Below are 26,107 nucleotides of genomic sequence, written 5' to 3'. Positions count from 1 at the left end.
ACAACGACCGCCGTTCGCCCAGGGGGCGGGTCGGTCTTTCGGGGCGGGCGACGGGGAGTGGTGGATGCTCAGACGACTGGCGATGACTTTGGCCGCCGTGGCGGCGCTGGTGGTTCCGGCGGCGGCGCGGGCCGAGCCGGACGCGGCGCTGCTGGCGAAGATCGACGGCATCTTCAACGACTGGCGGCTGGACAGCCATGTGCCGGGGCTCGTCTACGGCATCGTCATCGACGGCAAGCTGGTCGCGGTGCGGGGGCAGGGGGTGCAGGACGTCGTGTCCGGGCGGGCCGTCGACGCCGACAGCCGCTTCCGGATCGCCTCGATGAGCAAGGCCTTCACGGCGCTGGCCATCCTCAAGCTGCGCGACGAGGGCAGGCTGTCGCTCGATGCGCCGGCCGAGCTCTATGTGCCGGAGATGAAGGGCTGGACGTATCCGACCCGCGACACGCGGCGGATCCGGGTGCGGGACCTGCTCAACCATGTCGCCGGCTTCGTCACCGACGATCCCTGGGGCGACCGTCAGCAGCCGATGAGCGAGGCGGAGTTCACCCGGGTGTTGAAGGCGGGCGTGCCCTTCTCGCGCCCGGGCGGCCAGGCGATGGAGTATTCCAATTTCGGGTACGCGACCCTGGGGCGGATCATCACCAACGTCTCTGGCAAACCCTATCAGGTCTACATCCGTGACACCTTCATGAAGCCCCTGGGCATGGCTTCGACCGGCTACGATATCGCCAGGTCTCCGCCCGAGCGGCGGGCCATCGGCTATCGCTGGGAGGACAGCGGCTGGCGGCGTGAGCCGGACATGGCCGACGGGGTGTTCGGCGCCATGGGCGGGGTCGAGACCACCGCGAACGACTATGCCAAATGGGTCGCCTTCCTGCTGTCGGCCTGGCCGGCGCGGGATGAGCCGGACATCGGGGTGATGGCCCGGCCGACGGTCCGCGAGATCGCCGAGGGCTCGAACTTTCCGCTGGGGGCGATGCGCAACAGCGCCATGGGCGGGACGCCGTGCCGGGCGGCGATCGCCTATGGCATGGGCTGGCGGGTCAGCGACGACTGCGACCTGGGGCGCACCCTGAGCCATGGCGGCGGCTATCCAGGCTATGGCTCGCATGTGCTGCTGTTGCCGGAGAAGGGCATCGGCATCTTCGTCCTCACCAACCGGACCTATTCGGGGCCGTCGGTCCCGGCCTGGAAGGCGGCGCTGGCCCTGCTGGCGGCGGGCGAGGCGTCGGACCGGGTTGTGGCGGTCAGCGACCGGGTGGAGGCGGCCTATGGCGTGGTGCGCAAGATCTTCGCCCAGGGCGCGGTCGCCGGCCATGACGACAGCCTGGCGATGAACTTCCTGCTCGACCGCGACGAGCCGCACTGGCGGCGCGAACTGGCCCGGGTGAAGACCGAGGTCGGCGCCTGCGCCACGGATGAACCGGTCAGCGCCTCAACGGCCATGCAGGGCGGCTTCACCTGGACCTGCGAGCACGGCCGGGTTAGCGGCGGGTTCCTGCTGGCCCCGACGCCGGACGTGCGGCTGCAGAGCCTGTCGTTCGAGGTGATGAAGCCTTAGTCCCTACGGCTTCAGGTGCTCGACGAAGAAGGCGACGATCTCGGTCGTCGACCGGATGCGGTTGGGCGTCTTGCGCCAGCCGTGGCCCTCGTCGGGGAACAGGGTGTACTTCACCGGCACGCCCCGGGCCTTCAGCGAGCTGACGATCTGTTCGGCCTCGACCACCGGCACGTTGGTGTCGTTTGCGCCGTGCAGGACGAACAGCGGGGTCTTGATGCGGTCCAGCTTGTGGATCGGCGACAGGCTGCGCAGCATGTCCATCTGGGTGGCCGGGTCGCCGTACTCGGTGGTCGAGATGGCGGCCATCCACGGCTCGGTCTCGCGGAAGAAGCTCTCGAAGTTGACCACGCCAAACAGATTGGCGCCGGCCGCGAACATGTCCGGATATTCGGTGACGCCGGCCATCACCATGTAGCCACCGTAGCTGCCGCCCATGATGCCCAGCTTCTTCGGATCGGCGATGCCGCGCGAGACCAGGGCGTCGGTGGTGGCCTTGATGTCGCGCACGCCGTCGACCCGCTTGGCGCCGTCGTCCATGGCCATGAAGGCCTTGCCGAAGCCGGAGGAGCCGCGGACGTTCGGGGCGAAGACGGCGATGCCGTTGGCGACCAGGGCCTGGGCGTCCGGGCTCATCGACGGGCGGGCCTGACCCTCGGGGCCGCCGTGATAGACGAAGACCAGGGGCAGCGGGCCCTTGGCGCCGGCCGGGCGGTAGAGCCAGCCGGACAGTTTCACCCCGTCGTCGGCCGTGTACTCGATCAGTTCGGGGCGGACCAGGCTGGCGAGATCGACGCCCTCGTGGCGGCTTTCGGTCAGCCGGGTGACGGCGCCGGTGGCGACGTCGACGCGGTAGATGTCGCCGGTGCGGTTGGCGGCGCCCCCGACCAGGATCAGGGCCTTGCCGTCAGGGGTGAACTCGGCCGGGCCGCCGATATCGATGGGCAGGGCCGGGCCAGGGCGCACCTTGCCGCTGGCGGTGTCGAGCCAGGCCAGTTCGCTGCGGCCGCCGGCGTTCCACATCAGGGCGGCGATGGCGCCGTCCTCGCTGAGCACCGCGCCGTCGGCGACGGCGTCATCGCGGCTGGCGAGGTAGCGGATCGGCGAGGGGGCGCCGTCGGGGCCAAGGGTGATGACCCCGAAGGCGGCGCGGTCGCGGCCGACGTTGGAGCCGACGTAGACGGTCCGGCCGTCCGGCGACAGCGCGCCCCAGCCGGTCTGGGCCTTGCCCTCGTGCGGGGTCAGCAGGGTCTCTTTGCCGGTCTTCAGATCGATCAGGTACAGGTTGTTGTCGCCCCGGCCCACCAGCCGGCTGAGCACGGCCCGCTCGCCACGCAGGTCGGCGACGCCATTGAGGCCTTCGTTGCTGGTCAGCATCCGCCACTGGCCGGTGGCGATGTCGAGGATGGCGGCGTCGCGGGCGGCCGGGTTGTCCTTGTTGGTGTCGATCAGCAGGGCCTTGCCGTCGCGGGTCCAGCCGTTGAGGCCGTTGTTTTCCTTGCCGCCGGGGGTGACGCGTTTGGCGCCCGAACCATCCGGCTTGATCAGCCAGATCTGGGTGTTCAGCCCACCGCCGGGCGCGACGACATAGGCAAGCCATTCGCCGGTCGGCGACCACTGCACATCACCGACAGGGTCCGGCAGGCGGGTCAGCTGGCGCGGCGGGGTCGCGCCGGTGAGGTCGCGGATCCAGACCTGCGGGCTGCCGGTCTCGTTGCTCAGGTGGGCCATGTAGCGGCCGTCGGGGGACAGGCTGGGCGTGTTGGCGGAGTTGATCTTGCCGAGGGCTTCGACCTTGGCGGCGACGGCGGGGTCCTGGGCGGCGGCGGGAATTGAGAGCGCCGCGAGGGTGAGGGCAAGCCAGAGGGGTTTCATCGCCGGTCCAGGGTCCGCTGATCGTGAGGGCGACAGGTGACGTCGGATCGGGCGGGCTGGCAAGCCATCGTCAGAGCGCCACGAACACATCGGTCTTGCACGCCATCTGCGCGGGCGCGAAGTAGGGTCGATGGCATGACCAAGGGGCGGGAGCGATGACGGCGGCGGCCTTGGCGCTGGTGGTGCTGGCCGCGGTCATCCACGCGAGCTGGAATTTCATGGTCAAGCGGGCGGCGCAGGCCGGGCCCGCCTTCATCGCCTGCACCAACCTGATCATCTGCATCGCCTATGCGCCCTGGGCGATCTGGCAGATGGCGCAGGAGGCCATGGTCTGGAGCTGGCCGGTGTTCGGCTGCCTGCTGCTCAGTTCGGCGATCAACCTGGCCTACACCCTGACCCTGCAGCGGGGATACCGCGTGGCCGAGCTGTCGGTGGTCTATCCGGTGGCGCGTGGGACGGGGCCGATGCTGGCGGCCTTGGCGGCGGTCCTGCTGCTGGGTGAGACGCCAACTCTGGCGCGGACGTTTGGCCTGCTGGCGGTGGTGGCGGGCATCGTGCTGATTTCCACCGACGGCAAGCTGGCGGTGTTTGCGCGGCCGGGCGGCAAGGAGGGCCTCGGCTGGGGACTGGCGACCGGCGCGTTGATCGCTGCCTATTCGGTCGTCGATGCTTACGGGGTGAAGGCTCTGGCCATCGCGCCGGTGATGCTGGTCTGGGTCGGCAACGCCTTGCGGTTTCCGATGCTGGCGCCGGTGGTGCTGGCCAATCCGCGCGCGTCGCTGGCGCGGATGCGCGGGCACTGGCGAATGGCGCTGGGCGTCGGGCTGCTGTCGCCGCTGTCCTACATCCTGGTGCTGGCGGCGCTCGACATGGGAGCACCGCTGGGCGTGGTGGCGCCGATGCGAGAGATGTCGATGATGGTCGCCGCCCTGCTGGGCGTGCTGATCCTCAAGGAGAAGGTTGGGCCGGTGCGCTTGGCCGGCTGCGCGGCGATGATTCTCGGCGTTGTGCTGCTCGGCGCCGGGTGAGCCCTACGGCACCACCCGCACCGCCCCCTTCGCCGCGCTGGTGGTGAACGCGGCGTAGGCGCGCAGGGCGGTGGAGACTTTGCGTTCGCGCTTGGTCGCCGGCTGCCAGCCCTTGGCGTCCATGGCGGCGCGGCGCTCAGCGAGGACGGCGTCGTCGACCCGCAGGCTGATGCCGCGGCCCGGGATGTCGATGTCGATGATGTCGCCTTCTTCCACCAGGCCGATCAGCCCGCCCTCGGCAGCTTCGGGCGAGACGTGGCCGATGGAGAGGCCGCTGGTGCCGCCCGAGAAGCGGCCGTCGGTGACCAGGGCGCAGGCTTTGCCGAGGCCCTTCGATTTCAGGTAGCTGGTCGGATACAGCATCTCCTGCATGCCGGGGCCGCCCTTGGGGCCCTCGTAACGGATGACCAGGACGTCGCCGGCCTTGATCTTGCCGGTCAGGATGGCGCTGACCGAGGCGTCCTGGCTTTCGAAGACGCGGGCCGGACCGGAGAAGGTCAGGATGCTCTCGTCGACGCCGGCGGTTTTCACGATGCAGCCGTCGAGGGCCAGGTTGCCGCTCAGCACGGCCAGACCGCCGTCCTGGCTGAAGGCGTGCTCGGCGCTGCGGATGACGCCCGTCTCGCGGTCGAGGTCGAGCTCTTCCCAGCGGCGGGACTGGCTGAAGGCGGTCTGGGTCGGCACGCCGCCGGGGGCGGCCTTGAAGAAGGTGCGGACGGTCTCGCTTTCGGTGCGGGAGATGTCCCAGCGCTCGAGGGCCGCGCCCATCGAGGGGGAGTGGACCGTCGGCAGGTCGGTGTGGAGCAGGCCGGCCTTTTCCAGTTGGCCGAGGATGGCCATGACGCCGCCGGCGCGGTGGACGTCCTCCATGTGGACGTCGGACTTGGCCGGGGCGACCTTGGAGAGGCAGGGAACGCGGCGCGACAGCCGGTCGATGTCTTCCATGGTGAAATCGACGCCGCCTTCGTAGGCGGCGGCCAGCAGGTGCAGCACGGTGTTGGTCGAGCCGCCCATGGCGATGTCGAGGCTCATGGCGTTTTCGAAGGCGCGGAAGCTGGCGACGTTGCGCGGCAGGACGCTCTCGTCGTTCTGCTCGTAGTAGCGGCGGGTGATGTCGACGATCAGGTGGCCCGCCTCGAGGAACAGCCGCTCGCGGTCCGAATGGGTGGCCAGCACCGAGCCGTTGCCGGGCAGGGAGAGGCCCAGCGCCTCGGTCAGGCAGTTCATCGAATTGGCGGTGAACATGCCCGAACAGCTGCCGCAGGTCGGACAGGCGGAGCGTTCGATGGTGGCGACGTCGGCGTCGCTGACGCTGTCGTCGGCGGCGGCGACCATGGCGTCGACGAGGTCGAGGGCGACCTCCTTGCCCTTGAGGATGACCTTGCCGGCCTCCATCGGGCCGCCGGAGACGAAGACCGTGGGGATGTTGACCCGCAAGGATGCCATCAGCATGCCGGGCGTGATCTTGTCGCAGTTGGAGATGCAGACCATGGCGTCGGCGCAGTGGGCGTTGACCATGTATTCGGCGGCGTCGGCGATCAGCTCGCGCGAGGGCAGGCTGTAGAGCATGCCGTCGTGGCCCATGGCGATGCCGTCGTCGACCGCGATGGTGTTGAACTCCTTGGCGACACCGCCGGCCCGTTCGATCTCACGGGCGACCAGCTGGCCCAGGTCCTTCAGGTGGACGTGGCCCGGCACGAACTGGGTGAAGCTGTTGACCACGGCGATGATCGGCTTGCCGAAATCACCATCCTTCATGCCGGTGGCGCGCCAGAGGCCCCGGGCGCCAGCCATGTTGCGGCCATGCGTGGAGGTGCGCGAGCGATAGGCAGGCATGATTTTTCTCTAGTGTCGCGTTCGGGCCGGGGAGGCGGGGAGAAAATGCCTCTAACAGCGATGAAAGTCCATGATCTGCGGCGTCAGTTTCCGCGGTAAAGCGCCCAGGCGCTGGCCAGATCCTGGACGACGTGGCCGAGGGATTTGTAGGCGGTGATCTCGTCCGGGCCACGGCGGCCTTCGACGCGCCCGGTCAGGACCTCGCCGATTTCGGCGACGAGGTGGGCGTCTGTGATCAGGCCGGCGGCCTTGGCTTTGAGGAACTCGGCGCCCTGAGCGAGGACGCCCTTGCGGCTGTCGGCAATGAATCGGCTGGCCGTGACGACGGCGTGGTCGACCTCGACGGGGCCGGCGTAGCTGGAACCGACCAGGTTAAGGTGCATGCCGGGCTCCAGCCATTCGCCGAGCAGGATGGGCTCGGCGGCGTTGGTGACGGTGCAGACGATGTCGGCGCCCTGGACAGCGCCGCGGGCGTCGGGGGCGGCGGTGATCGGGAAGGGCAGGTCTTTCGACAGGCGGGCGGCGAAGGCGGCGGCGCGGTCCGGGTGGCGGCCCCAGACGCGGACCTCGGTCAGGTCGCGGACTTTTGCGATGGCGTGGATGTGGCTTTCTGCCTGTTCGCCGTAGCCCAGGACGGCCATGCGGTGGGCGTCGGGACGGGCGAGGGCGTCGGTGGCCACGGCGCTGGCGGCGGCGGTGCGGATGGCGGTGATCTCGCCGGCGTGGAGGATACAGACCGGAGCGCCGTCGTCGGGATCGAACAGGACGACGACCCCCTGGTGGGACTGGCGACCTTTGGCGAAGTTTTCGGGGAAGACGCTGATCAGCTTGGCGCCGAACGGGCCGTCGGCGGCCATGGCGCCGGGCATGACGCCGAACAGGCGGTCGCCGCTCAGGGGGATGATGCCGCGCAGCAGCTGGCGGGTCTCGCCGGTGGAGAAGGTGATCATCGCCTCGCGGACGATGGGGATGCAGAGGTCGTACGTCAGGCGGGCGCGGACCTCGTCGCGGTCGATGAAGCGCATGCCGACTCCCTTGATTGCTTGCCGACCCTATCGGCGGGCGGCGCGGGCGCCTATCTGCGAGGTCGCTTCCGCGCAGGGCCGCGCGGGCAAGCTCACACCCTTGCCAGGATACCGCCCGTGACCCAGACCCATCTGACCTTCAACGACGGCCGCACGATTCCGCAGGTCGGCCTCGGCGTCTGGCAGACGCCCAACGAGACCTCGGCCGAGGTTGTGAAGACGGCGCTGGACGCTGGCTACCGCCACGTCGACACCGCCGCCGCCTACCGCAACGAGAAGGGGGTCGGAGAGGGAATCCGGGCCTCGGGCCTGGCGCGGGACGCTGTGTTCGTCACGACCAAGCTGTGGAACGACAACCAGGGGTATGACGAGACCCTGGTCGCCGCCGAAAAGAGCCTTGGCCGTCTCGGCCTCGACCATCTCGACCTCTACCTGATCCACTGGCCGGCCCCGAAGAAGGGGCTCTATGTCGAGAGCTGGAAGGCGCTGGTGCAGCTTCAGAAGGAGGGGCGGGTGAAATCCATCGGCGTCTCCAACTTCGCCGCCGAGCATCTGGATCGGATCACCGGCGAGACCGGCGTGGCCCCGGCGATCAACCAGATCGAACTGCATCCGCGCTTCCAGCAGCGAGCGCTACGCGAGGCCAATGCGGCGCGCGGCGTGCTGACGGAGTCCTGGAGCCCCTTGGGTCAGGGGCAGCTGCTGTCCGACCCGGTGATCGCCGGCATCGCGGGCAAGCACGGCAAGACGGCGGCGCAGGTCATCATCCGCTGGCATGTCGACAACGGCCTGGTGGTGATCCCGAAATCGGTGACGCCGTCGCGGATCGTCCAGAACTTCGAGGTGTTCGACTTCCAGCTCGATGAGGCGGACCTCGCCGCCATCGCCGCGCTCGACACCGCCGGCGGCCGCATCGGCCCCGACCCGCTGACCGCCGACTTCTAGGACCCCGCGATGACCGAGCTTTCCGATTTTCCGATCACCGGGCGCTGGCCCGCCAAGGATCCGAGCGTCATCCAGCTGTACGGCCTGCCGACGCCCAACGGGGTGAAGGTCTCGATCATGCTGGAGGAGACCGGTCTTCCTTACGAGCCGCACCTCGTCGACATCATGCAGAACGAGAGCCATCTGCCCGAGTTCAGGTCGCTGAACCCCAATGGCAAGATCCCGGCGATCATCGATCCCAACGGACCGAACGGCGAACCGCTGGGCCTGTTCGAGTCCGGGGCCATCCTGATCTATCTGGCCGAGAAGAGCGGCAAGTTCCTGCCATCAGAGCCGCAGGCGCGCTGGGAAACCATCGCCTGGGTGATGTGGCAGATGGGCGGGGTCGGGCCGATGTTCGGCCAGGTCGGCTTCTTCAACAAGTTCGCCGGCAAGGACTACGAGGACAAGCGACCGCTCGAGCGGTACGTGACCGAGGCCAAGCGCCTGTTGCAGGTGCTGGACGAGCGGTTGACCGGCCGCGACTGGATCATGGGCGATGACTACACCATCGCCGACATCGCCACGCTGGGCTGGGTCCGCAACCTGGTCGGCTTCTACGAGGCCGGGGATCTGGTCGGGTTCGACGACTATGGGGCCGTGAAAGCCTGGCTGGAACGGGGGCTCGCCAGACCGGCTGTGCAGCGCGGCCTGACGATCCCGTCTCGCGACTGAGGTCCCCGTTTACTAGAACTCGTCCCAGCCCTCGGCTTCCGGCGCCCGGGCGACCTGGCTGGTCTGCTTGAGGGTCGGGGCCGAATGGCGGCTCCGGAAGTCGGTCGCGGCGGGCCTCTGCGCCGCCGTCATCACCGGCTGGCGGTGAGCGGGGGCCGGGGCCGAGCCGCTGGTCTTGAACTGCGAGACCAGGCGGGCCAGTTCGCCCGCCTCACGGCGCAGGGCGTGGCTGGCGGCGGTGGACTGCTCGACCATGGCCGCGTTCTGCTGGGTCACCTGGTCCATCTGGTTGACGGCGGTGTTGACCTCGCCGAGGGCCGAGGCCTGCTCCTGGCTGGAGGCGGTGATCTCGGTGACCAGGGTGGTGATCTCGCTGACGCTGGCGACGATGCGCTGCAGAGCCTGGCCGGTCTGGCCGACCAGGGCGACCCCCTGACCGACCTGTTCGGTCGAGGCGGAGATCAGGGTCTTGATCTCCTTGGCGGCGCCCGCCGAACGCTGGGCCAGGGCCCGCACCTCCGAAGCGACGACCGCGAAGCCACGGCCGGCGTCACCGGCGCGGGCGGCTTCGACCCCGGCATTGAGCGCCAGCAGGTTGGTCTGGAAGGCGATCTCGTCGATGACGCCGATGATCTGGCTGATCTCGCCGGCCGAGCGTTCGATCTGGCTCATGGCCGAGACGGCGTTGGCGACGATGACGCCGCTCTGCTCGGCGTCGGCGCGGGCGCCCCGGACGACCTGATCGGCCTGTTTGGCGCCCTCGGCGGTGCGGCGGACGGTGGCGGTGATCTGGTCGAGCGCGGCGGCCGTCTCCTCGAGCGTGGCGGCGTTGTGCTCGGTGCGGCGCGACATGTCGTCGGCCGCCTGGCTGATCTCGTCGGAGCCCGAGCGGATGGCCGTGGCGTTGGCGTTGATGACGCCCATGGCCGCTTCCAGCTTGCCCAGCGCGTCGTTGAAGTCGGTCTTCAGGCGCAGGTAGTCGCCGGGGAAGTCGGCGTTGATGCGATAGGCGAGGTTGCCGGCCGACAGGGCGCTGAGGCCCTTGGCGGTTTCTTCGACGACGACGGCCTGTTCAGCGGCGGCGCGGGCTCGCTCGGCCTCGGTGCGCTGGCGGGTCGCCTGGGCGTCGCCTTCCATCCGTTCCTTGTCGGCCGAGGCGGTGCGCAGGGCCATGGCGTTGTCCTTGAACACCTGGACGGCGCGGCTCATGGCCCCGATCTCGTCGCCGCGGCCGGCGCTGGCGATCTCGACGTTGAGATCGCCCTTGGCCAGGCGTTGCATGTCGCCGGTCAGGGCGCGGACCGGGCGGCTGAGGGTGCGGGCCAACAGCCAGCCGGCGAAGGCGGCCAGCAGGGCGGCCAGGGTCACGCCCAGCAGGGCCAGGGTGACGGTGGTGGCCAGGGTGGTGTCGAAGGCGTCGCGCTCGGCCTTGATGCCGGCCTCTGAGGAGGCGGCGACCTTGTCGAGGTTGTCCTCGACCGCGCCCATCAGCTTGTCGGCATTGCCCTCGCGGCCGATCAAAGCGGCGGCGTCGGCCGTGGAGCCGGCCTTCAGCAGGCCGCCGGCGGCGTCGACGGCGCCCTTGTACCAGACGTCGGCGGCCGCTTCGGTGGCGGCGATCTCGGCCAGTTCGGTCTGATCCCCGGCCGAGGCCTCACGCAGGATGGCCATGCGCTTCTGGAAGTTCTCGCGGTGGGCGTTGACCCGGCCCAGGTAGTAGTCGTCCTGGCTGAGCACCCAGCCGCGCAGGCTGTTCTCCTGGCGGGCCAGGTAGAACCGCGACTCGCGGATGGCGACATCCTCGTTCCAGGCCACCTTCAGCCGCTCCTGGGCGGCGTTGATGTTCTGCACCTGGTAGACGGTGAAGACGCCCGAGGCGCCCATGATCGCCACCACGCCGGCGAAGGCGGCGGTGACTTTGCGCGAGATGTTCCAGTCGGCGAAGGCCATGCCCCGATATCCCCTTAGAAGCTGTAGGTCAGGGCGCCGACGAGGCGGCCCTCGTAGCGTTCGCCGAAGTCATGGCCGTCGGTGTCGTACCAGCGCAGGTCGCCGCTGATGGCCTTGGTGAACCTGTGCCTCACGCCGATATTCCAGGCGTCGTAGTCCGTGCCGTTCTCGGTGCGGCGCACGGCGTAGGCGGCCGTCAGCTTGCCGCCCTCGTAGATCTTGGCGCCGCCCTGGGCCTCGACCCACCAGGCTTCGTCGGTGGCGCCGTAGGTGTCGGGCGAGTAGTTGACGCGCAGGCGGCCGCTGAAGGTCTTGCCGAAGTCGCGCGACAGGTCGAACTGGGCTTCGAAGTAACCGCTGTCGACGCCGTTCTGCTCGCCTATCATTTCACGGTAGAGTAGTTGGCTGTCGAGTTCGAACTCGCCGAATTCAGCGACATAGCCGGTGGTCACGATGACTTCGGCGTCGGCGCCCTTGGCGGAGGCGGCCTGGGAGTAGAAGGCGTCGGCGTAGAAGCCGCCCTGAGTCCAGCGCAGCGAGGCGCTGACGGCCGGATCCTCGTCGCTCTTGCCGAGGCCCTTGCCGAGATACTGGCTGGCCAGGCCAACCTTGCCGGAGAATTCGCCCGCCATGGCCGGCGCGGCAGCGGCCAGGCCCAGAAAGACTGTAGAAATAACAATGATATTTTTCATTGAGCCCTCGGTGATTTCGGGCTCTTTAGACGTGACTACATTGCGATGTGGTAAACGCGCGTTTGAGTTCAATTTCTCAAACGCGATACAAATCTATTCTGAAAATTCCCTCTTTTGAGAACCTCAGTTCTTCAGAAGCGTACGGCGAACGAGGCCGAGACGGTGTCGCCGTTCTCGCCCGGCGCATCGATTTCCCGATACCAGCGCAGGGCCAGAGTCGCGGGCTTGCCGGCGATTTTGGTGTCGTAGCCGACGATGGGTCCGGCGGCGTTGCCCTGCCACTTCATGGCCCCGAGCTTGGGGCCGCCGCGCGTCTTGTCACCGACCGTGCGCGCTGAATAGCCGACGGCCCCGACACGGAAGCCGCCAATCCGGCGGACGACCGCGCCCTCGGCCTCGAACAGGCCCTGCGTCTGGAAGTCGCGGGCGTTGGCCTCCGTTTCCTCGACAAAGCGGCTGGCGGCGGAGACATTCCACTCCGACTCTTGGCCTTTCCAACGCAATTTGAAGGTCGGGACATCGCCCTCGCGCCAGGCGTCGGGCGCGTCGCGGTCGCTGAGACTTGCGGCCAGGCCGCCGTCGGCCGGGGCGACGCGAAGACGTTCAAGCGTGGGATCGGGCAGCGTCTGGGCGCTGGCGACACCGGCGCAGGTCATCACGCCCGCAAGACTCAGACAGGACAGGAACAGCCTCATATCGCGCTAACGGTCGGAACGGGAGCGGGTTGCAGACCATGCTTCACCGCTGGCGAGGTTGACGCTCCGGGCGTCTTCGGAGAGGACAGCCCGGTCATTTCCGGGAGCACGCCATGGCCGCCACGATGTACGGCATCAAGAACTGTGACACCGTCGCCAAGGCCCGCAAATGGCTGGAAGGGGAGGGCGTCCCTTACGGCTTCCACGACTACAAGACCCTGGGCGTGACCGCCGAAAAGCTGCGCGCCTGGGCCGGCGAGGTCGGCTGGGAGGTGCTGCTCAACAAGGCCGGTACAACCTTCCGCAAGCTACCCGAGGCCGATCGGGAGGACCTCGATGAGGCCAAGGCCATCGCCCTGATGACGGCCCAGCCCTCGATGATCAAACGGCCGGTGGTCGAGGGAGCCGGGCCCCTGCTGGTCGGCTTCAAGGCGGAACGATACGCCGCGGCGTTCGGCAAGTGACGCGGCCCCGCCCGGCGTGTTAGCCGTGGCGAAGTTCTCGGGGGAGCTCTTCATGCGTGTGATCATCCTGACCCTGGCCGCCGCTCTGGCGCTGACTGCGCTCCTTGGGGCCTGCGACCAGGTCAAGCCGGCGCCGGCGGCGCCGCAGCCGGCCAGCCTGGAGGACGGCAACGACTGCTTCGCCCGCCGGGAGTGGAACTGCGCGGCGGCCAACTACAACGGCTACCTGAAGACCTACCCCAACGATCCGGAGGTCAACGCCAGGCTCGGCATCGCCCGCACCCGCGCCGGCCACCACAAGGAGGCGCTGTACTTCTACAAGAAGGCCGAGGACCTGGGGGTCATCACCTACGACTTCTACGCCAGCTACGCCCTCAGCCTCGACGCCACCGGCGACCTCGACAACGCCATCCGGGCCAACCTGAAGGCCCTGGAGCTGGTGCCGAGCCTGGTCGATGTGCGCGGCAGCCTGGCGGCCCAGCTGGTCCGCAAGGGCCAGCCCAAGGATGCGGTCGAACTGCTGGAAGAGTTCGACGCCTACCTGAAGAAGCAGGGCGAGCAGCCCTACTTCACCGCCCAGATCACCTCGATCAAGGCCAAGGCGGGGCTGAAATAATTTTTGGGGCCGGTGCATCCACGGCCCCATTCGGCGGCGACTAGTCCTCAAAACCGGGCGATGATCGTCCCGGGCTGGAGGGCTAAGACATGGAAGACCTGTTTCGATCCTACTGGTGGCTGCTGTTCCCGCTGGGCTTCTTCGTCGCCCAGGCGTTCGACCAGGTGATGCGCTACCGGCGTCACCGCGACACCCTGGACCTGATCAAGAGCTACACCGACCAGGGCAAGGAGCCGCCGGCTGCGCTGCTCGAGCGCGTCGCAGGCCGGATGAAGGCAGAGGACGAGGCCGAGGACAACGAGGATGGCTGGAGCGACCGCGAGGAGCGCCGCCGCTACCGCCGCATCCGGCGCAACGAAGGCCGCTGGTATCAGGTGGTGCTGTTCGGGGTGATGGCGCTGGGCTTTGGCGTCGCCTCGGTGACCCGCGTCTATCCGGACGCCAGCGGGGCCTTCCTGATCGTCACCTTCGTGATGGGCGCCCTTTGCCTGGCCAACCTGGTCACCGCCCTGACGAGCCGGCGGGACTGATGGACGCGCTTCTGGTGAAGGCGGCCCGGGAAGGATCCCAGGCCGCCTTTGCCCGGCTGGTCGAGCGTCACCAGGGGCCCTTGCGTGGCTTTCTGCGTCGGGCGCATGGCTGGGCCGAGGCCGACGACATAGCCCAGGAAGCGTTCGTGACCGCCTGGTCGAGCCTGAACCGGCTGCGGGAGGACGACGGCTTTCGGCCCTGGCTGTTCGGCATTGCCTGGAAGAAGGCCCAGACAACGGCGCGTTCGGCGCGCCGTTCGGCGGTGCGCGACCACGACTGGGCGGCGACCGAGGAGCAGACGGCGTCCGATGGCGTCGGGCCCGAGGAGCGGATGGCGCTGGAGGCGGCTCTGGCGCAGCTTTCGCCCGAGCAACGGGCCGCGGTGACGCTGTGTCTGGCCGAGGGCTGGAGCCATGGCGAGGCGGCGCAGGTGCTTGGATTGCCGCTCGGCACTGTGAAGTCGCATGTGACGCGCGGACGCGATAGACTGCTGGCGAGTTTGGGAGAGCGTGCATGACCCCCGATGACAAGATCGCGGCCTTCCTGGGCGCCGCCAAGCCGGCGTCCGAGCCGTCGTTCAACGCGGCGGTCATGAAGGCGGTCGCCCGCCGCGAGCTGGAGCAGGCCCTGCTGATGGCGGCGATGGCCGCCCTGGTCGGCGGGCTGGTGCTGTGGGCCCTGGCCCCGGTGCTGGCCAGCGTGCTGGAGCCGGCGGCGCAGTCGCTGGCTACCGGCGTGGCGGTGCTGATCGCGACGCTCAGCCTCATCGGCATGGGTCAGATGGCGTTGCGTCCGCGCGAGATCTGAAGACGGTTTCGCGCCTTACGAACATTTCATGCGGAATTCCGCATCCGTTGAACCCCCCTCGCGCCTCTCATGATCAGATGGCGCACGCAACAGCGCGGCGTCGCAGAGATTCAAGAGAAGGTTCACCACCATGGAAATGCTGATCCCCATTGCTTTCTTCGCCATGATCGCGGCGATCGTCATCGTCCCGGGCTGGCTGAAGAGCCAGGAACGCGCCCAGATGCAGGACACCCTGCGCTCGGCCATCGACAAGGGCCAACCGATGCCTCCCGAGGTGATCGACGCCCTGACCAAGAACGTGAAGGTCGCCCCCACGGCGGTCAGCGACCTGCGCACCGGGGTGATCTGGCTGGGCATCGGCCTGGGCGTCGCCGCCTTCGGCTACATCCTCTCCTACGAGTGGGATGAGGGCTTCACGGTCATGGGTGGCATCGGGTCGATCCCGGCCATCATCGGCCTGACCTTCATCGTCCTCAGCTTCTTCAACCCCAACAAGGGCAAGCAGGTCTAAGGACCTGCGGCAGCTCCAAGGGGGAGTAACCAAGCATGGCCCAGGCAAGGGCTGTAACAGGACTGCACGATGTGGAGCTCGCCGGCCTCGCGGCGGCGGGCGACCGCGCGGCCTTCGGCGAGCTGGTGCGCAGGCACTCCTCGGCCGTCCGGGGGCTGCTGCGCCGGATGGGGGCCCAGCCCTCGACCGCCGACGACATCGCGCAGGACGCCTTCCTGACCGCCTTCGAGCGGGTCAGCGAATTCAGGGGCGAGGGCACCTTCGCCGCCTGGGTGAAGCGGATCGCCGCCCGGCTCTATGTGCGTCGCTGGCGCAAGGACAGCCGGATGACCGAAGAGGTGGAACAGGACGACGAGGGTCATGGCGGAGAAGTCAGCACCGTCGACCGCATCGATCTGGACGAGGCCATGAAGAGCCTTTCCGACCAGGAACGTTTGTGTGTGTCGCTTTGCTACGGTGCGGGACTTTCTCACGCCGAAGCGGCAGAAACCATCGGGGCCCCCTTGGGGACTGTGAAATCCCATGTCAAACGTGGTTTGGATAAGCTCCGGATCCGACTTGCGCCAACTCAAGGCGCAGGGCGCGAGGCGGAAAGGCAGGATCATGTCTGATCTAGAGTTCGAAACGCGCCTCGACCGTATGTTCGCTGAAGCGCCGCAATTCCCCGACGCCGAGCTGTTCGCCCGGCAGGTGGAAGCGCGGATGGAGCGCGGCTGGTCCGTGCGCCGACTGGTGATCGGCGGGGCCGGCGTAGTCGCCGGTGTCGTCGGGGTCGGCCAGATGATGGGCGCGGGCCTGTTCCTCAGGGCCGCCGGCAGCGAGGCGACGGCCCAGGCCGGCGCCGTGAGCAAGGCCTTCAGCGAGGTGATGAACGCCAGTTCCAACCTCGGGGCCCTGCCGGTCAGCCCGGAAGTTCTGTGGATGACGGCGGCGCTGGGTGTTATGGCGCTGGGCTTCGCGATCACGCGGGCTACCCAGGAGTTCTAAGGCATGTCAGGCAGAAGTGTGTGCGGTTCTGCCGCCCGGACATGCCGTAGATCAATAGTGCTAGACCCTCCTTGTCCGATTTGGACGCGGTCCAAATCGGGGAGGGTCTAGTGTCCTCGCACCGTCAGGAAGTTGTCCGGCGTCTCGCGGCGCCGGACATCGCCGCCCGCAAGGGCGGCGACCCCATTGTCTGTCTCACCGCCTATACCGCCCCGATCGCCGAGATTCTCGACGACCACTGCGACCTGCTGCTGGTCGGCGACAGCGTCGGGATGGTGGTGCATGGCCTGCCCAATACGGTCGGCGTGACCATGGAGATGATGATCCTGCACGGCCAGGCGGTGATGCGCGGGGCGCGCAAGGCCATGGTCGTCGTCGACATGCCGTTCGGCAGCTACGAGGGCAGCGCCGAAACCGCCTATGACAACGCCGCCCGGATCATGAAGGAGACGGGCGCCCAGGCGGTGAAGGTCGAGAGCGGCCCGACCGTGCCCGACACCATCCACTACATGGTCCAGCGCGGCATCCCGGTGATGGGCCACGTGGGCTTGCGGCCCCAGGCGGTGCTGGTCGACGGCGGCTTCAAGGCCAAGGGCCGCGACGAAGACGGCCGGGCGAAGATCATGGCTGAGGCGAAGGCGACGGCCGACGCGGGGGCCTTCTCCGTGGTCGTCGAAGGCGTTGCGGAGGGCCTGGCCCGCGAGATCACCGCCGCCATCGCTCCGCCGACCATCGGCATCGGGGCCTCGGCCGGTTGCGACGGCCAGATCCTGGTCACCGACGACATGCTGGGCCTGTTCGACTGGACTCCCAAGTTCGTGCGCCGCTTCGCCGACCTGCGCGGCGAGATCGCCGAAGCCGGGGCCAAGTACGCCGCCGAGGTCAAGGCGCGGACCTTCCCGGGCGAGGCCGAGACCTACTTCGCGAAGAAGGGCTAGCGTTCTGGCGGGTGAAGGGCCTTCCCCCTGTGCGCAACGCACACTAGACAGTTCGCCTTCATTCCAGCCCTGCCAGAGCCATGCACGACATCCGAGCCATCCGCGAGAACCCCGCCGCTTTCGACGCCGGCTGGAGCGCGCGTGGGCTGTCCGCGCAGACGCCGGCGATCCTGGCGCTGGACGGCGAGATGCGGGCGGCGACCACCGCCCTGCAGGCGGCCCAGAGCCGGCGAAATGACGCCTCCAAGCTGATCGGCCAGGCCAAGGCGAAAAAGGACGAGGCCGGCGCAGCCGCCCTGATGTCGGAAGTCGAGGCGCTCAAGGCCGAGATGACCACCCAGGGCGAGATCGAGGCCCGCGTCGGCGCGCAGCTTCGTGACCTGCTGGCCAGCCTGCCCAATATCCCCGACGCCCAGGTCCCGGCCGGTGAGGACGAGGCCGGCAATGTCGAACAGCGCCGGCATGGCGATCCTGTGCGCCTGAACAACGCCCGCGACCACGTCGACCTCGGCGCGGCCCTCGGCGGCATGGACTTCGAGGCCGCCGCCCGCATGAGCGGTTCCCGCTTCGTGGTGCTGAAGGGCCAGCTGGCGCGGCTGGAGCGGGCGCTCGGCCAGTGGATGCTGGACGTCCAGACGACCGAGAACGGCTACATCGAGATCGCCCCGCCGGTCATGGTGCGCGACCACGCCCTGTTCGGCACCGGCCAGCTGCCCAAGTTCGAGGAAGACCTCTTTCAGACCTCGGCCGGCCTGTGGCTTATCCCCACCGCCGAGGTGTCGCTGACCAACCTGGTCCGCGAGCAGATCACCGCCGAGGAAGACCTGCCCCTGCGCCTCACCGCACTGACCCACTGCTTCCGCTCGGAGGCAGGGGCCAGCGGGCGCGACACGCGCGGCATGATCCGCCAGCACCAGTTCCAGAAGGTCGAACTGGTCTCGATCACCGCGCCAGAAGACTCGGAGGCCGAGCACCAGCGGATGGTCGAATGCGCCGAGGGTATCCTCAAGAAGCTGGGTCTCAGCTTCCGCACCATGCTGCTCTGCACCGGCGACATGGGGTTCACGGCCCGCAAGACCTACGACCTCGAAGTCTGGCTGCCGTCGCAGAACACCTATCGTGAGATTTCGAGCTGCTCCAACTGCGGTGACTTCCAGGCCCGGCGCATGGACGCCCGGACCAAGAAGGCCGGCGAGAAGGGCACGCGGTTCGTCCACACCCTCAACGGTTCGGGCCTGGCCGTCGGCCGCACCCTGGTGGCGGTGATGGAGAACTATCAGGACGAGGGCGGCCGGATCGCCATTCCCGAGGTGCTGCAGCCCTACATGGGCGGCCTCAAGCATATCGAAGCGGCCTGATGCGCATCCTGCTGACCAATGACGACGGCATCCACGCCGAGGGCCTTGAGACCCTCGAGAAGATCGCCCGCGCCCTGACCGACGACGTCTGGGTCGTTGCGCCCGAATACGAACAATCGGGGGCCAGCCGGGCATTGACCCTGGCCGACCCCCTGCGGGTGCGCAAAGTCGCCGACCGAAAGTGGGCGGTGACCGGCACTCCGACCGACTGCGTCATGCTGGGCATCCGTAATCTGGTCGAGGGCGCGCCGCCGGACCTGGTGCTGAGCGGCGTCAACCGCGGCCAGAACATTGCCGAGGACGTGACCATGTCCGGCACCGTCGCCGGAGCCATCGAGGGCATGGCGCTGGGCATACCGTCCATCGCCCTGAGCCAGTCGATGCTGGCCTTCCACGACGAGGTCATCCCCTATTGGGAGACGGCCGAGACCTACGGGCCGGGCATCGTCAAACGCCTGCTGGAAGTGGGCTGGCCCAAGGACGTCATCATAAACGTCAACTTCCCCTCGCGGCCGCCGAGCGAGGTGACCGCCGTCGAGGTGACGCGCCAGGGCTTCCGCGACATGCACATCCGCAAGGCCGAGAAGCGCACCGACCTGCGTGGCCGCGACTACTACTGGATGGGCTTTTCAGGCCAGCTTTCGAACCCCGCCGAGGGCACCGACCTGAAGGCCACCTACGAGGGTCGCATTTCGGTGACGCCCCTCCATATCGACCTCACCCACAATGAAACCGTCCACGCGCTCAAGGGCGTTCTGGGCGGAGCCCCGCCGAAGGTCTGATGTCCAAAGCCACGCCTGAACACGAAGGTGAGGATCGCGCCAAGCTGATCCTGGCGCTGCGCGAGCAGGGCGTCACCGACGTCAAGGTGCTGGGGGCCATGGAGAAGACGCCGCGCGAGATCTTCACGCCGGACCTCTTCAAACAGCGCTCGTGGGAAGACTCGGCCCTGCCGATCGCCTGCGGCCAGACCATCAGCCAGCCCTTCATCGTCGGGCTGATGACCCAGGCCCTGACCCTGGACCGCCGCTCGCGGGTCCTCGAGATCGGTACGGGTAGCGGTTACCAGACCGCCATCCTCAGTCGGCTGTCGCGGCTGGTCTACACCATCGAGCGCTACCGCACCCTGATGGCCGAGGCCGAGGCACGGTTCAAAACCCTGCAACTGACCAACGTCATCACCAAGTTCGGCGACGGCGGGGAAGGCTGGGCCGAGCAGGCGCCTTTTGACCGCATTATGGTCACAGCAGCGGCGCCCGAAGAGCCGACAAGACTCCTCGCGCAACTGAAACCGGACGGGGTTCTGGTGGCGCCGGTGGGCCGGGGGCCAGTTCAGCAATTGATCCGCTATGCGGGCGATGGCGCGGGCGGCTTCCTGCGGGAAACACTGTGCGACGTGCGGTTCGTCCCTCTGCTGGACGGCGTCGCGCGCGAGCTGTGAGTCCCGAAATTCCGTCGGCGTCTTCGTGTGCTTAACGCAGGCTTAACGCGCATCAAGCCAGGTGTGTCGTTCGACTGATTAAGAGAGCGGCGATGACCCAGTTTTTTACCCGCGCCCTGTTGCTCGCGGCCAGCGCCGCCGCCCTGACCGCCTGCGCCACGGCTCCGACGCCGCGCTATCCGGTGGTCGAAGGCCAGGCGGCCGGCACCGGTCCCACCGCCATCGAGATGCCCAAGCCGGCCTATCCGGTCCGCGAGGGCCAGGCGCCGGCGGCCCAGCCGCAAGGCGCGCCTCAAGGGGACGCCGAAGAGGCGCCGGCCGATGAGCCGGGCGATGTCGCCTGGGCCGCGCCGCAGTCGGACAGCGGCGTCATCAAGGTCGCCAGCCTGGCCCCGCTGGCTGAGGCGACTCCGGCCGAGTCCGGCTTCGTCCGGGCCAGCTACGCCCAGCCGCAACCTGTTCTCTACGCGCAGAACGACGAAGAGCCGCCGCCGGCCAAGCGCACCGAGACGCGCACCGTCGTCACCGTGGCAGGCAAGGTCGTCGCCGTCGACGGCAAGCCCAAGACCTACACCGTCAAGTCGGGCCAGGGCCTCGACGCCGTGGCCCGCGAGCTCGGCACCACCCGCAAGCAACTGGCGGACGATAACAAGCTCAAAGAGCCCTACATGCTCAAGCCCGGCCAGGTGCTGAAGGGCCCGAGCAGCAAGGGCAAGGCCTATGTCGTCGAGAGCGGCGACACCCTGACGGCTGTGGCCGCGCGCTTCAGCGTCAAGCCGGCGGCCCTGGCCGAAGAGAACAACATCAGCGTCAAGGCGGCGATCAAGAAGGGCCAGAAGCTGCGCCTGCCGCAGGGCTTCAAGGACAAGGGCCCGACAAAGAAGACCGTCCAGGTGACGGTCGACGTTCCCGCCGCGCCGCGCCCGCGTCCGCAGCCGCCCGTGCAACAGCCGTCGGCTGACCTGCCCGATGATCCGCGCGCCGCCCCCTCGAGCCGCCCGCCGGTCGAGACGCCCTACGATCCGCGCGCCCTGCCGCCTGTCCAGCAGCCGCCGGTGCAACAACCGCCGGTCCAGTCGCCGCCTGCGCAACTGCCGCCCGCCAAACCGCCGGCCGAGAAGCCCAAGCCGCCCGTCTCCAAGCCTCCGGTGAGCAAGCCGCCCGTGACGGCGCCGCCGGTCGTGGCCACCCCGCCGGTGGCCAAGCCGCCCGTTGCCAAGCCGCCGGTCTACAAGCCGCCGGTCACCCCGCCGACCGACTCCAGGCCGCTGCCGCCGCTGATGCCGGACGACAAGCCGCCGGCCTACAGCGACGCCGACTACAGCCGCATGGCGGCCGGTCGGTTCCAATGGCCTGTGCGCGGCACGATCATCTCGCCCTTCGGCCCCCGGAGCACCGGCAATCGCAATGACGGCGTCGACATCGGCGCCTCGGCCGGCACCCCCGTGGTCGCCGCCGCCGACGGCATCGTCAAACTGGCCAACGACCTGCCGGGCTCGGGCCTGACCATCATCGTCATCCATGCCGACGGCTGGGCGACGGTCTACGGCAACCTGCGGTCGGCCGATGTCAGCATGGACCAGCGGGTTTCGCGCGGTCAGCGGATCGGGGTTGTCGGCCAGACCGGCGACGCGCCCCGCCCGCAGCTGCATTTCGAGGTCCGCCACTCGCCTTCGGCCAAATACAAGGCCCGGCCCATCGATCCGCAGATCGTCCTGCCGCGGTAGGGGGCGCGCCGCGGCTCTTACGGCAGCGGCTTGCCCAATTCCCCCGCCAGATCGCGGATGAACTGCCAGGCGACGCGGCCCGAGCGGGCGCCGCGCGCCTGGGCCCACTGCAGGGCCCGGCGGTCGAGGTCCTTCACCGCCAGGTCGAACTTCGCCGCATAGGCGCGCACCGCCTCCAGGTAGGCCGGCTGGTCCATTGGCGGGAAACCGACCCACAGACCGAAGCGGTCGGAGACGCTGACCTCTTCCTCGGCGTCCTCGGCGGCGGCGATCAGTCCGCGCCCCTCCGCATAATCACGCGGCATCAGGTGGCGGCGGTTGGACGTCGCCACGAACAGCACATTCTCCGGCGGGCCGGCGACACCGCCCTCCAGCGCCGACTTCAGGGCCTTGGCCGCCGCCGCGCCGTCCTCGAACGACAGGTCATCGCACAGCACCACGAAGCGCTCGGAGCGGTCCCGCAGGATGTCGAACAGGGCGGGCAGGGCGGTGACCTCGTCGCGGTCGACCTCGACCAGCTTCAGGTCCGGATGCCCCTCGACGGCGGCCATGAAGGCGGCCTTGGCAAGACTGCTCTTGCCTGTTCCGCGCACGCCCCACAGCAGAGCGTGGTTGGCCGGCAGGCCGCGCGCGAACCGCCCGAGATTCTCCACGAACCGCTGCTTCTGACGGTCGACCCCGACCAGCAGGTCGAGCGGGAGGGGGTAGTCCGGGGCCGGCAGGAAGGCGGCCAGGGCCGGATCGTGGCGGAACAGCCGGGCGGCCGAGAAGTCGGCCCTGGCCGGCGCGGCGGGGGCCAGGCGCTCAAGGGCCTCGGCGATGCGGGTCAGGAGGGGCGTCAGGTCGGTCATCTGTCGCCGCTTCTACCGGACTGTGACGGCGAAAAGCCACATCCCGCGCCCGTATTTGGGCCGCTCATTGCAATGAGCAGGGTCAAGCCCTAGTTTCCGCCGACCTGAAACCGGCGCGCCTAGACCGGCCGCGCCACACGCCAAATTTGCGGAGTTACAATGCCTGGAGAAGCTTCCGGCCTGTTGCAAGCCATCGGCCTGCCGCTGCTGCTGATCGTCCTGTTCTACTTCATGATCCTTCGCCCGCAGCAAAAGCGCGCCAAGGAGCACCAGCAGATGATCGCCAACGTCAAGCGCGGCGACATGATCGAGCTGTCGAGCGGCCTGATCGGCAAGGTCGTCCGCGTCGAAGATAAGGAAGTCGGCGTCGAGATCGCCCAGGGCGTCACCGTCAAGGTGGTCAAGGGCATGATCGGCGTGGTCCGCACCAAGGGCGAACCCGCCCCCGCCAACGACGCCAAGAGCTGATCGCTCTTTCGCAAGTTCGCCCGGAGCGACCCCGACCATGATGACCGTCTCCCGCTGGAAGATCATCGCCGTTATCGCGGCGGTGCTTCTCAGCCTTCTGTTCGCAATGCCGAACGTGTTGCCCACCAGCGTTCGCGACGGGCTTCCGGGCTTTCTTCCCAAGAAGGGGCTGAACCTCGGCCTCGACCTGCAGGGCGGCTCCCAGCTGCTGCTGGAGGTGGATACTTCGGCGCTCCGGAAGGAGCGGGTGACCAACCTGATCGAGGATATCCGCCGGCTGCTGACGCAGGCGAACATCCGTGGCGCCAACATCACGGCCGTCGGCGACGGCGTTGTCGTCGTCCTGCCCGATGAGTCGCGCGCCGCCGAGATTCAGGGCCAGATCAGCAACCAGCTGAGCGCGCCGACCGCCAATGGCTCGCCGGACAAGACGGTCAGCCGCCGCGGGGCCGAGCTTCGGGTCAACTTTACCCCCGAAGCCGTCCGCGAGGTCTCGACCCAGGCGGTCGAGCAGTCGATCGGCATCATCACCCGCCGGGTCGATGACATGGGCACCCGCGAGCCGGCCATCAGCCGTCAGGGCGAGAACCGCATCGTCGTCCAGGCCGCCGGCGAGAGCGACCCCGAGAAGCTGAAATCGCTGATCGGGCAAACCGCCAAGCTGACCTTCCAGATGGTCGACGAGACCATGGGGGTGCAGCAGGCCGAGGTGGAAGGCGTTCCGCCGGGGTCCGAAATCCTGCCCAGCGGGGATCCCACGCGGCCGGCTCCCTACCTGGTCAAGAAGCGGGCGGACGTCACCGGCGAAATGCTGACGGACGCGCGCCAGGAAATGGACCCGTCGACCGGCCAGGTCGTCGTCGCCTTCCGCATGAACGGCGAGGGCGCCAAGCGCTTCGCGTCGGTCACCAGCGCCAACGTCGGCAAGCCCTTCGCCATCATCCTTGACGGCAAGGTCATCTCCGCCCCGAACATCAACAGCGCCATCACCGGCGGCTCGGGCATCATCACCGGCAACTTCAACGTCCAGAGCGCCAACGAACTGGCCATCCTGCTTCGCGCCGGCGCCCTGCCGGCCCCACTGAACGTCGAGCAGCAGACCACGGTCAGCGCCAGCCTCGGCGCCGACGCGGTCGACGCCGGCCTGATTTCGACCGGCATCGCCTTCGTGGCGGTTCTGGCCTTCATGGTGCTGGCCTACGGCCTCCTGTTCGGCGGCATCTCGGTCGTCGCCCTCCTGGTCAACGGGATCATGATCGTGGCGGCCATGTCGATGACCCAGGCCACCCTGACCCTGCCCGGCATCGCTGGCCTGATCCTCACTCTTGCGGTCGCGGTCGACGCCAACGTGCTGATCTACGAGCGGATGCGTGACGAGATCCGGGCCGGACGAACGCCGCTGGCGGCGGCGGACGCGGGCTTTTCCCGCGCCATGCTGACCATCTTCGACGCCAACATCACCCACCTGGGCGCGGCCATCATCATGTTCGGCCTTGGGGCCGGACCGGTGAAGGGCTTTGCCTGGACGCTGGCGATCGGTGTGTTCACCTCGGTGTTCAGCGCCGTGCTGGTCACCCAGGTCCTGCTGGCCTTCTGGTTCCGCGTTGCGCGGCCCAAGTCCCTTCCGATTACGTGAGCGGCCCCATGAGCACCGAAACCAAAGGCTTCTGGCCTCTCATCAAGCTGATCCCGATCAAGACCAACTTCCGGATGATGCGGTTCGCCGCGCCGCTGGCCGCGATCTCCCTGGTTCTTTGCATCGGCTCGCTGGTCGCCACCGTTCTGCCGTTCAGCCCGCCCTGCGGCGGCCTGAACTGCGGCGTCGACTTCAAGGGCGGCACCCTGTTGGAGATCAGCACCGCTCCGGCGGCGATCGACCAGAAGCGCCTGGCGGACCTGATCCAGGCCCGCGGCGTCAAGGACGTCCAGGTCCAGGGCATCGGCAAGCCTGACGCCAACGGCGGCCAGACTTCGGCCAACATCCGCTACATGACGCCGGAGAACGTCAATCCGGCTCAGAAGATGACCGAGATTCGCGCGGCCCTCACCCGGGAGCTGGGCAAGGTCGAGGTCACTCGCGCCGACGTTGTCGGGCCGTCCATCTCCGGGGAGCTGTTCCAGAAGGGCCTGCTGGCCCTGGTGCTCGGCATCGGGATGATGATGACCTACATCTGGTTCCGCTTCGGCCGCTCGTTCGGCATCGGTGCGGCTCTGGCGCTGCTGCACGACGTGGTTCTGACCTTTGGCCTCTTCGCCCTGACCGACATGGAGTTCACCCTGACGACGGTGGCGGCCATCCTGACCATCATCGGCTACTCGGTGAACGACACCATCGTCGTGCTCGACCGGATCCGCGAGAACCTGCGCAAGTACAAGAAGATGCCCCTGCAGGAGCTGCTGGACCTGTCGATCAACGAGACCTTCTCGCGGACGATCATGACCGGCATCACCGGCCTGATGGCGTTGACCGTGCTGGCGGTGTTCGGCGGCGAGGCGCTGTTCGGCTTCTCGATTGCCATGATCTTCGGCATCGTGGTCGGGACCTTCTCCTCCTTCTTCATCGCCGCGCCGGTGTTGATGTGGCTGGGTGTCATGCGCGGCGACGAGGAAGCCGAAGTCCAGATCCTGGGACCGGCTTCGCGGGCCTAGACGTCCATGCGGCAGCCGCCTTCCATCGACGCCTGGGGCGGCGGAGGCTTTCGGGTCTCCGGCCTCTGGCGGCCGGGATCGCTGCTGATCCTCGATGACGCGCCCCTGGACTGGTCGGTGGCCAGCCTGGGCGCGCTCACCCTCGATGACTTCGCGCCGGTGTTCGCCGCTGGCGCAGCGGTGGAGTTCGTGCTGCTCGGCACAGGGCTCAACCAGGCCCTGCCGCCCCGCGAAATCCGCGAAGGTCTGCGAGCAAAGGGCCTGGGCCTCGAGTTCATGTCCAGCGAGGCGGCGGCGCGCAGTTACAACGTGCTGGCGTCCGAAGGCCGGCGTATGGCGGCGGCCCTCATCGCCGTGTGAATTTATGGCCCCGCCTCAAGTCTTGGCAGGTCCAGCCGAAGCGGCCTATAGCTGAGCTCCTGGGTAGGACTTTTCGAG

The 26,107-nt window shown here is 68.3% G+C and carries 28 protein-coding genes; 21 read left to right on the top strand and 7 right to left on the bottom strand.

What is annotated here, in order from left to right:
- The first annotated feature begins 64 nt into the window (after positions 1-64).
- The gene (locus tag AC2YG9_RS18645) at positions 65-1,564 is read left to right on the top strand and encodes a serine hydrolase domain-containing protein (RefSeq protein WP_487299496.1); all 1,500 of its coding nucleotides are present in this window, start codon (positions 65-67) and stop codon (positions 1,562-1,564) included.
- 3 nt (positions 1,565-1,567) lie between these two features.
- On the opposite strand, the gene AC2YG9_RS18640 is transcribed toward AC2YG9_RS18645, so the two are convergent.
- On the bottom strand, positions 1,568-3,436 hold the full coding sequence (locus AC2YG9_RS18640; protein WP_487299495.1) for a S9 family peptidase: 1,869 nt from the start codon (positions 3,434-3,436) through the stop codon (positions 1,568-1,570).
- Between the two features lie 155 nt (positions 3,437-3,591).
- On the opposite strand from AC2YG9_RS18640, the gene AC2YG9_RS18635 reads away from it, so the two are divergent.
- Entirely contained in the window at positions 3,592-4,464 is an 873-nt protein-coding gene (locus AC2YG9_RS18635) for an EamA family transporter (protein WP_487299494.1), read from the top strand.
- A gap of 3 nt (positions 4,465-4,467) precedes the next feature.
- On the opposite strand, the gene ilvD is transcribed toward AC2YG9_RS18635, so the two are convergent.
- On the bottom strand, positions 4,468-6,300 hold the full coding sequence (ilvD, locus tag AC2YG9_RS18630) for a dihydroxy-acid dehydratase (protein WP_487299493.1): 1,833 nt from the start codon (positions 6,298-6,300) through the stop codon (positions 4,468-4,470).
- 83 nt (positions 6,301-6,383) lie between these two features.
- Positions 6,384-7,325: an ornithine cyclodeaminase family protein gene (locus AC2YG9_RS18625; RefSeq protein ID WP_487299492.1), complete on the bottom strand. Its 942-nt coding sequence runs from the start codon at positions 7,323-7,325 to the stop codon at positions 6,384-6,386.
- A 117-nt stretch (positions 7,326-7,442) separates the two neighbouring features.
- Here AC2YG9_RS18625 and AC2YG9_RS18620 point away from each other — a divergent pair, with 117 nt between their 5' ends.
- Positions 7,443-8,270 (top strand): aldo/keto reductase, encoded by an 828-nt coding sequence (locus AC2YG9_RS18620; protein ID WP_487299491.1) that lies wholly within the window; start codon positions 7,443-7,445, stop codon positions 8,268-8,270.
- 9 nt (positions 8,271-8,279) lie between these two features.
- On the top strand, positions 8,280-8,984 hold the full coding sequence (locus AC2YG9_RS18615) for a glutathione S-transferase N-terminal domain-containing protein (RefSeq protein WP_487299490.1): 705 nt from the start codon (positions 8,280-8,282) through the stop codon (positions 8,982-8,984).
- A 12-nt stretch (positions 8,985-8,996) separates the two neighbouring features.
- Here the strand turns inward: AC2YG9_RS18615 and AC2YG9_RS18610 are convergent, their stop codons facing one another.
- From AC2YG9_RS18610 to AC2YG9_RS18600, 3 genes are all read right to left on the bottom strand, one after another.
- Positions 8,997-10,934, bottom strand: coding sequence for a methyl-accepting chemotaxis protein (locus tag AC2YG9_RS18610; protein ID WP_487299489.1), 1,938 nt, complete (start codon positions 10,932-10,934; stop codon positions 8,997-8,999).
- A 14-nt stretch (positions 10,935-10,948) separates the two neighbouring features.
- Positions 10,949-11,626 carry a TorF family putative porin gene (locus AC2YG9_RS18605; RefSeq protein WP_487299488.1) on the bottom strand — a complete coding sequence of 226 codons (678 nt, stop codon included), beginning with the start codon at positions 11,624-11,626 and terminating at the stop codon, positions 10,949-10,951.
- A 131-nt stretch (positions 11,627-11,757) separates the two neighbouring features.
- Positions 11,758-12,282: a transporter family protein gene (locus AC2YG9_RS18600; protein ID WP_487299487.1), complete on the bottom strand. Its 525-nt coding sequence runs from the start codon at positions 12,280-12,282 to the stop codon at positions 11,758-11,760.
- A gap of 152 nt (positions 12,283-12,434) precedes the next feature.
- Here AC2YG9_RS18600 and AC2YG9_RS18595 point away from each other — a divergent pair, with 152 nt between their 5' ends.
- The 13 genes from AC2YG9_RS18595 to AC2YG9_RS18535 all read left to right on the top strand — a co-directional run bounded on the left by AC2YG9_RS18595 (position 12,435) and on the right by AC2YG9_RS18535 (position 21,701).
- Complete coding sequence (locus AC2YG9_RS18595) at positions 12,435-12,785, top strand: ArsC family reductase (protein ID WP_487299486.1); 351 nt, start codon at positions 12,435-12,437, stop codon at positions 12,783-12,785.
- Positions 12,786-12,837: 52 nt separating this feature from the next.
- On the top strand, positions 12,838-13,401 hold the full coding sequence (locus AC2YG9_RS18590; protein ID WP_487299485.1) for a hypothetical protein: 564 nt from the start codon (positions 12,838-12,840) through the stop codon (positions 13,399-13,401).
- Between the two features lie 89 nt (positions 13,402-13,490).
- Entirely contained in the window at positions 13,491-13,931 is a 441-nt protein-coding gene (locus AC2YG9_RS18585; RefSeq protein ID WP_487299484.1) for a hypothetical protein, read from the top strand.
- Entirely contained in the window at positions 13,931-14,449 is a 519-nt protein-coding gene (locus AC2YG9_RS18580) for an RNA polymerase sigma factor (protein WP_487299483.1), read from the top strand. Before AC2YG9_RS18585 ends, AC2YG9_RS18580 begins: the two co-directional genes overlap by 1 nt.
- Positions 14,446-14,739 (top strand): hypothetical protein, encoded by a 294-nt coding sequence (locus tag AC2YG9_RS18575; protein ID WP_487299482.1) that lies wholly within the window; start codon positions 14,446-14,448, stop codon positions 14,737-14,739. The genes AC2YG9_RS18580 and AC2YG9_RS18575 overlap by 4 nt, the downstream gene beginning before the upstream one ends.
- A gap of 130 nt (positions 14,740-14,869) precedes the next feature.
- Positions 14,870-15,250: a DUF6249 domain-containing protein gene (locus AC2YG9_RS18570; protein ID WP_487299481.1), complete on the top strand. Its 381-nt coding sequence runs from the start codon at positions 14,870-14,872 to the stop codon at positions 15,248-15,250.
- 35 nt (positions 15,251-15,285) lie between these two features.
- The gene (locus AC2YG9_RS18565) at positions 15,286-15,861 is read left to right on the top strand and encodes an RNA polymerase sigma factor (protein ID WP_487299480.1); all 576 of its coding nucleotides are present in this window, start codon (positions 15,286-15,288) and stop codon (positions 15,859-15,861) included.
- The gene (locus AC2YG9_RS18560; protein WP_487299479.1) at positions 15,854-16,237 is read left to right on the top strand and encodes a hypothetical protein; all 384 of its coding nucleotides are present in this window, start codon (positions 15,854-15,856) and stop codon (positions 16,235-16,237) included. The genes AC2YG9_RS18565 and AC2YG9_RS18560 overlap by 8 nt, the downstream gene beginning before the upstream one ends.
- Positions 16,238-16,347: 110 nt before the next feature.
- Complete coding sequence (gene panB / locus AC2YG9_RS18555; RefSeq protein WP_487299478.1) at positions 16,348-17,175, top strand: 3-methyl-2-oxobutanoate hydroxymethyltransferase; 828 nt, start codon at positions 16,348-16,350, stop codon at positions 17,173-17,175.
- 80 nt (positions 17,176-17,255) lie between these two features.
- On the top strand, positions 17,256-18,533 hold the full coding sequence (gene serS / locus AC2YG9_RS18550; RefSeq protein WP_487299477.1) for a serine--tRNA ligase: 1,278 nt from the start codon (positions 17,256-17,258) through the stop codon (positions 18,531-18,533).
- On the top strand, positions 18,533-19,315 hold the full coding sequence (surE, locus tag AC2YG9_RS18545) for a 5'/3'-nucleotidase SurE (protein ID WP_487299476.1): 783 nt from the start codon (positions 18,533-18,535) through the stop codon (positions 19,313-19,315). Before serS ends, surE begins: the two co-directional genes overlap by 1 nt.
- Positions 19,315-19,974, top strand: coding sequence for a protein-L-isoaspartate(D-aspartate) O-methyltransferase (locus AC2YG9_RS18540; RefSeq protein ID WP_487299475.1), 660 nt, complete (start codon positions 19,315-19,317; stop codon positions 19,972-19,974). Before surE ends, AC2YG9_RS18540 begins: the two co-directional genes overlap by 1 nt.
- Positions 19,975-20,066: 92 nt before the next feature.
- Positions 20,067-21,701 carry a peptidoglycan DD-metalloendopeptidase family protein gene (locus tag AC2YG9_RS18535; protein ID WP_487299474.1) on the top strand — a complete coding sequence of 545 codons (1,635 nt, stop codon included), beginning with the start codon at positions 20,067-20,069 and terminating at the stop codon, positions 21,699-21,701.
- Positions 21,702-21,718: 17 nt separating this feature from the next.
- Here the strand turns inward: AC2YG9_RS18535 and AC2YG9_RS18530 are convergent, their stop codons facing one another.
- Entirely contained in the window at positions 21,719-22,552 is an 834-nt protein-coding gene (locus AC2YG9_RS18530) for an ATP-binding protein (protein WP_487299473.1), read from the bottom strand.
- 159 nt (positions 22,553-22,711) lie between these two features.
- On the opposite strand from AC2YG9_RS18530, the gene yajC reads away from it, so the two are divergent.
- Genes yajC through AC2YG9_RS18510 form a run of 4 tightly spaced genes read left to right on the top strand, consistent with a single transcriptional unit; the run spans position 22,712 to position 26,029 of the window.
- Positions 22,712-23,020, top strand: coding sequence for a preprotein translocase subunit YajC (yajC, locus tag AC2YG9_RS18525; RefSeq protein ID WP_487299472.1), 309 nt, complete (start codon positions 22,712-22,714; stop codon positions 23,018-23,020).
- Positions 23,021-23,057: 37 nt separating this feature from the next.
- The gene (secD, locus tag AC2YG9_RS18520) at positions 23,058-24,656 is read left to right on the top strand and encodes a protein translocase subunit SecD (RefSeq protein WP_487299471.1); all 1,599 of its coding nucleotides are present in this window, start codon (positions 23,058-23,060) and stop codon (positions 24,654-24,656) included.
- An 8-nt stretch (positions 24,657-24,664) separates the two neighbouring features.
- Positions 24,665-25,669, top strand: coding sequence for a protein translocase subunit SecF (secF, locus tag AC2YG9_RS18515; RefSeq protein ID WP_487299470.1), 1,005 nt, complete (start codon positions 24,665-24,667; stop codon positions 25,667-25,669).
- Between the two features lie 6 nt (positions 25,670-25,675).
- Positions 25,676-26,029 carry an Mth938-like domain-containing protein gene (locus tag AC2YG9_RS18510; RefSeq protein WP_487299469.1) on the top strand — a complete coding sequence of 118 codons (354 nt, stop codon included), beginning with the start codon at positions 25,676-25,678 and terminating at the stop codon, positions 26,027-26,029.
- Positions 26,030-26,107 lie beyond the last annotated feature (78 nt).

It is taken from the genome of Caulobacter sp. SRI_014 (assembly GCF_057586315.1).
Note: the sequence above shows the minus strand (reverse complement) of the source record. Positions and strands in the feature narration are given on the sequence as shown.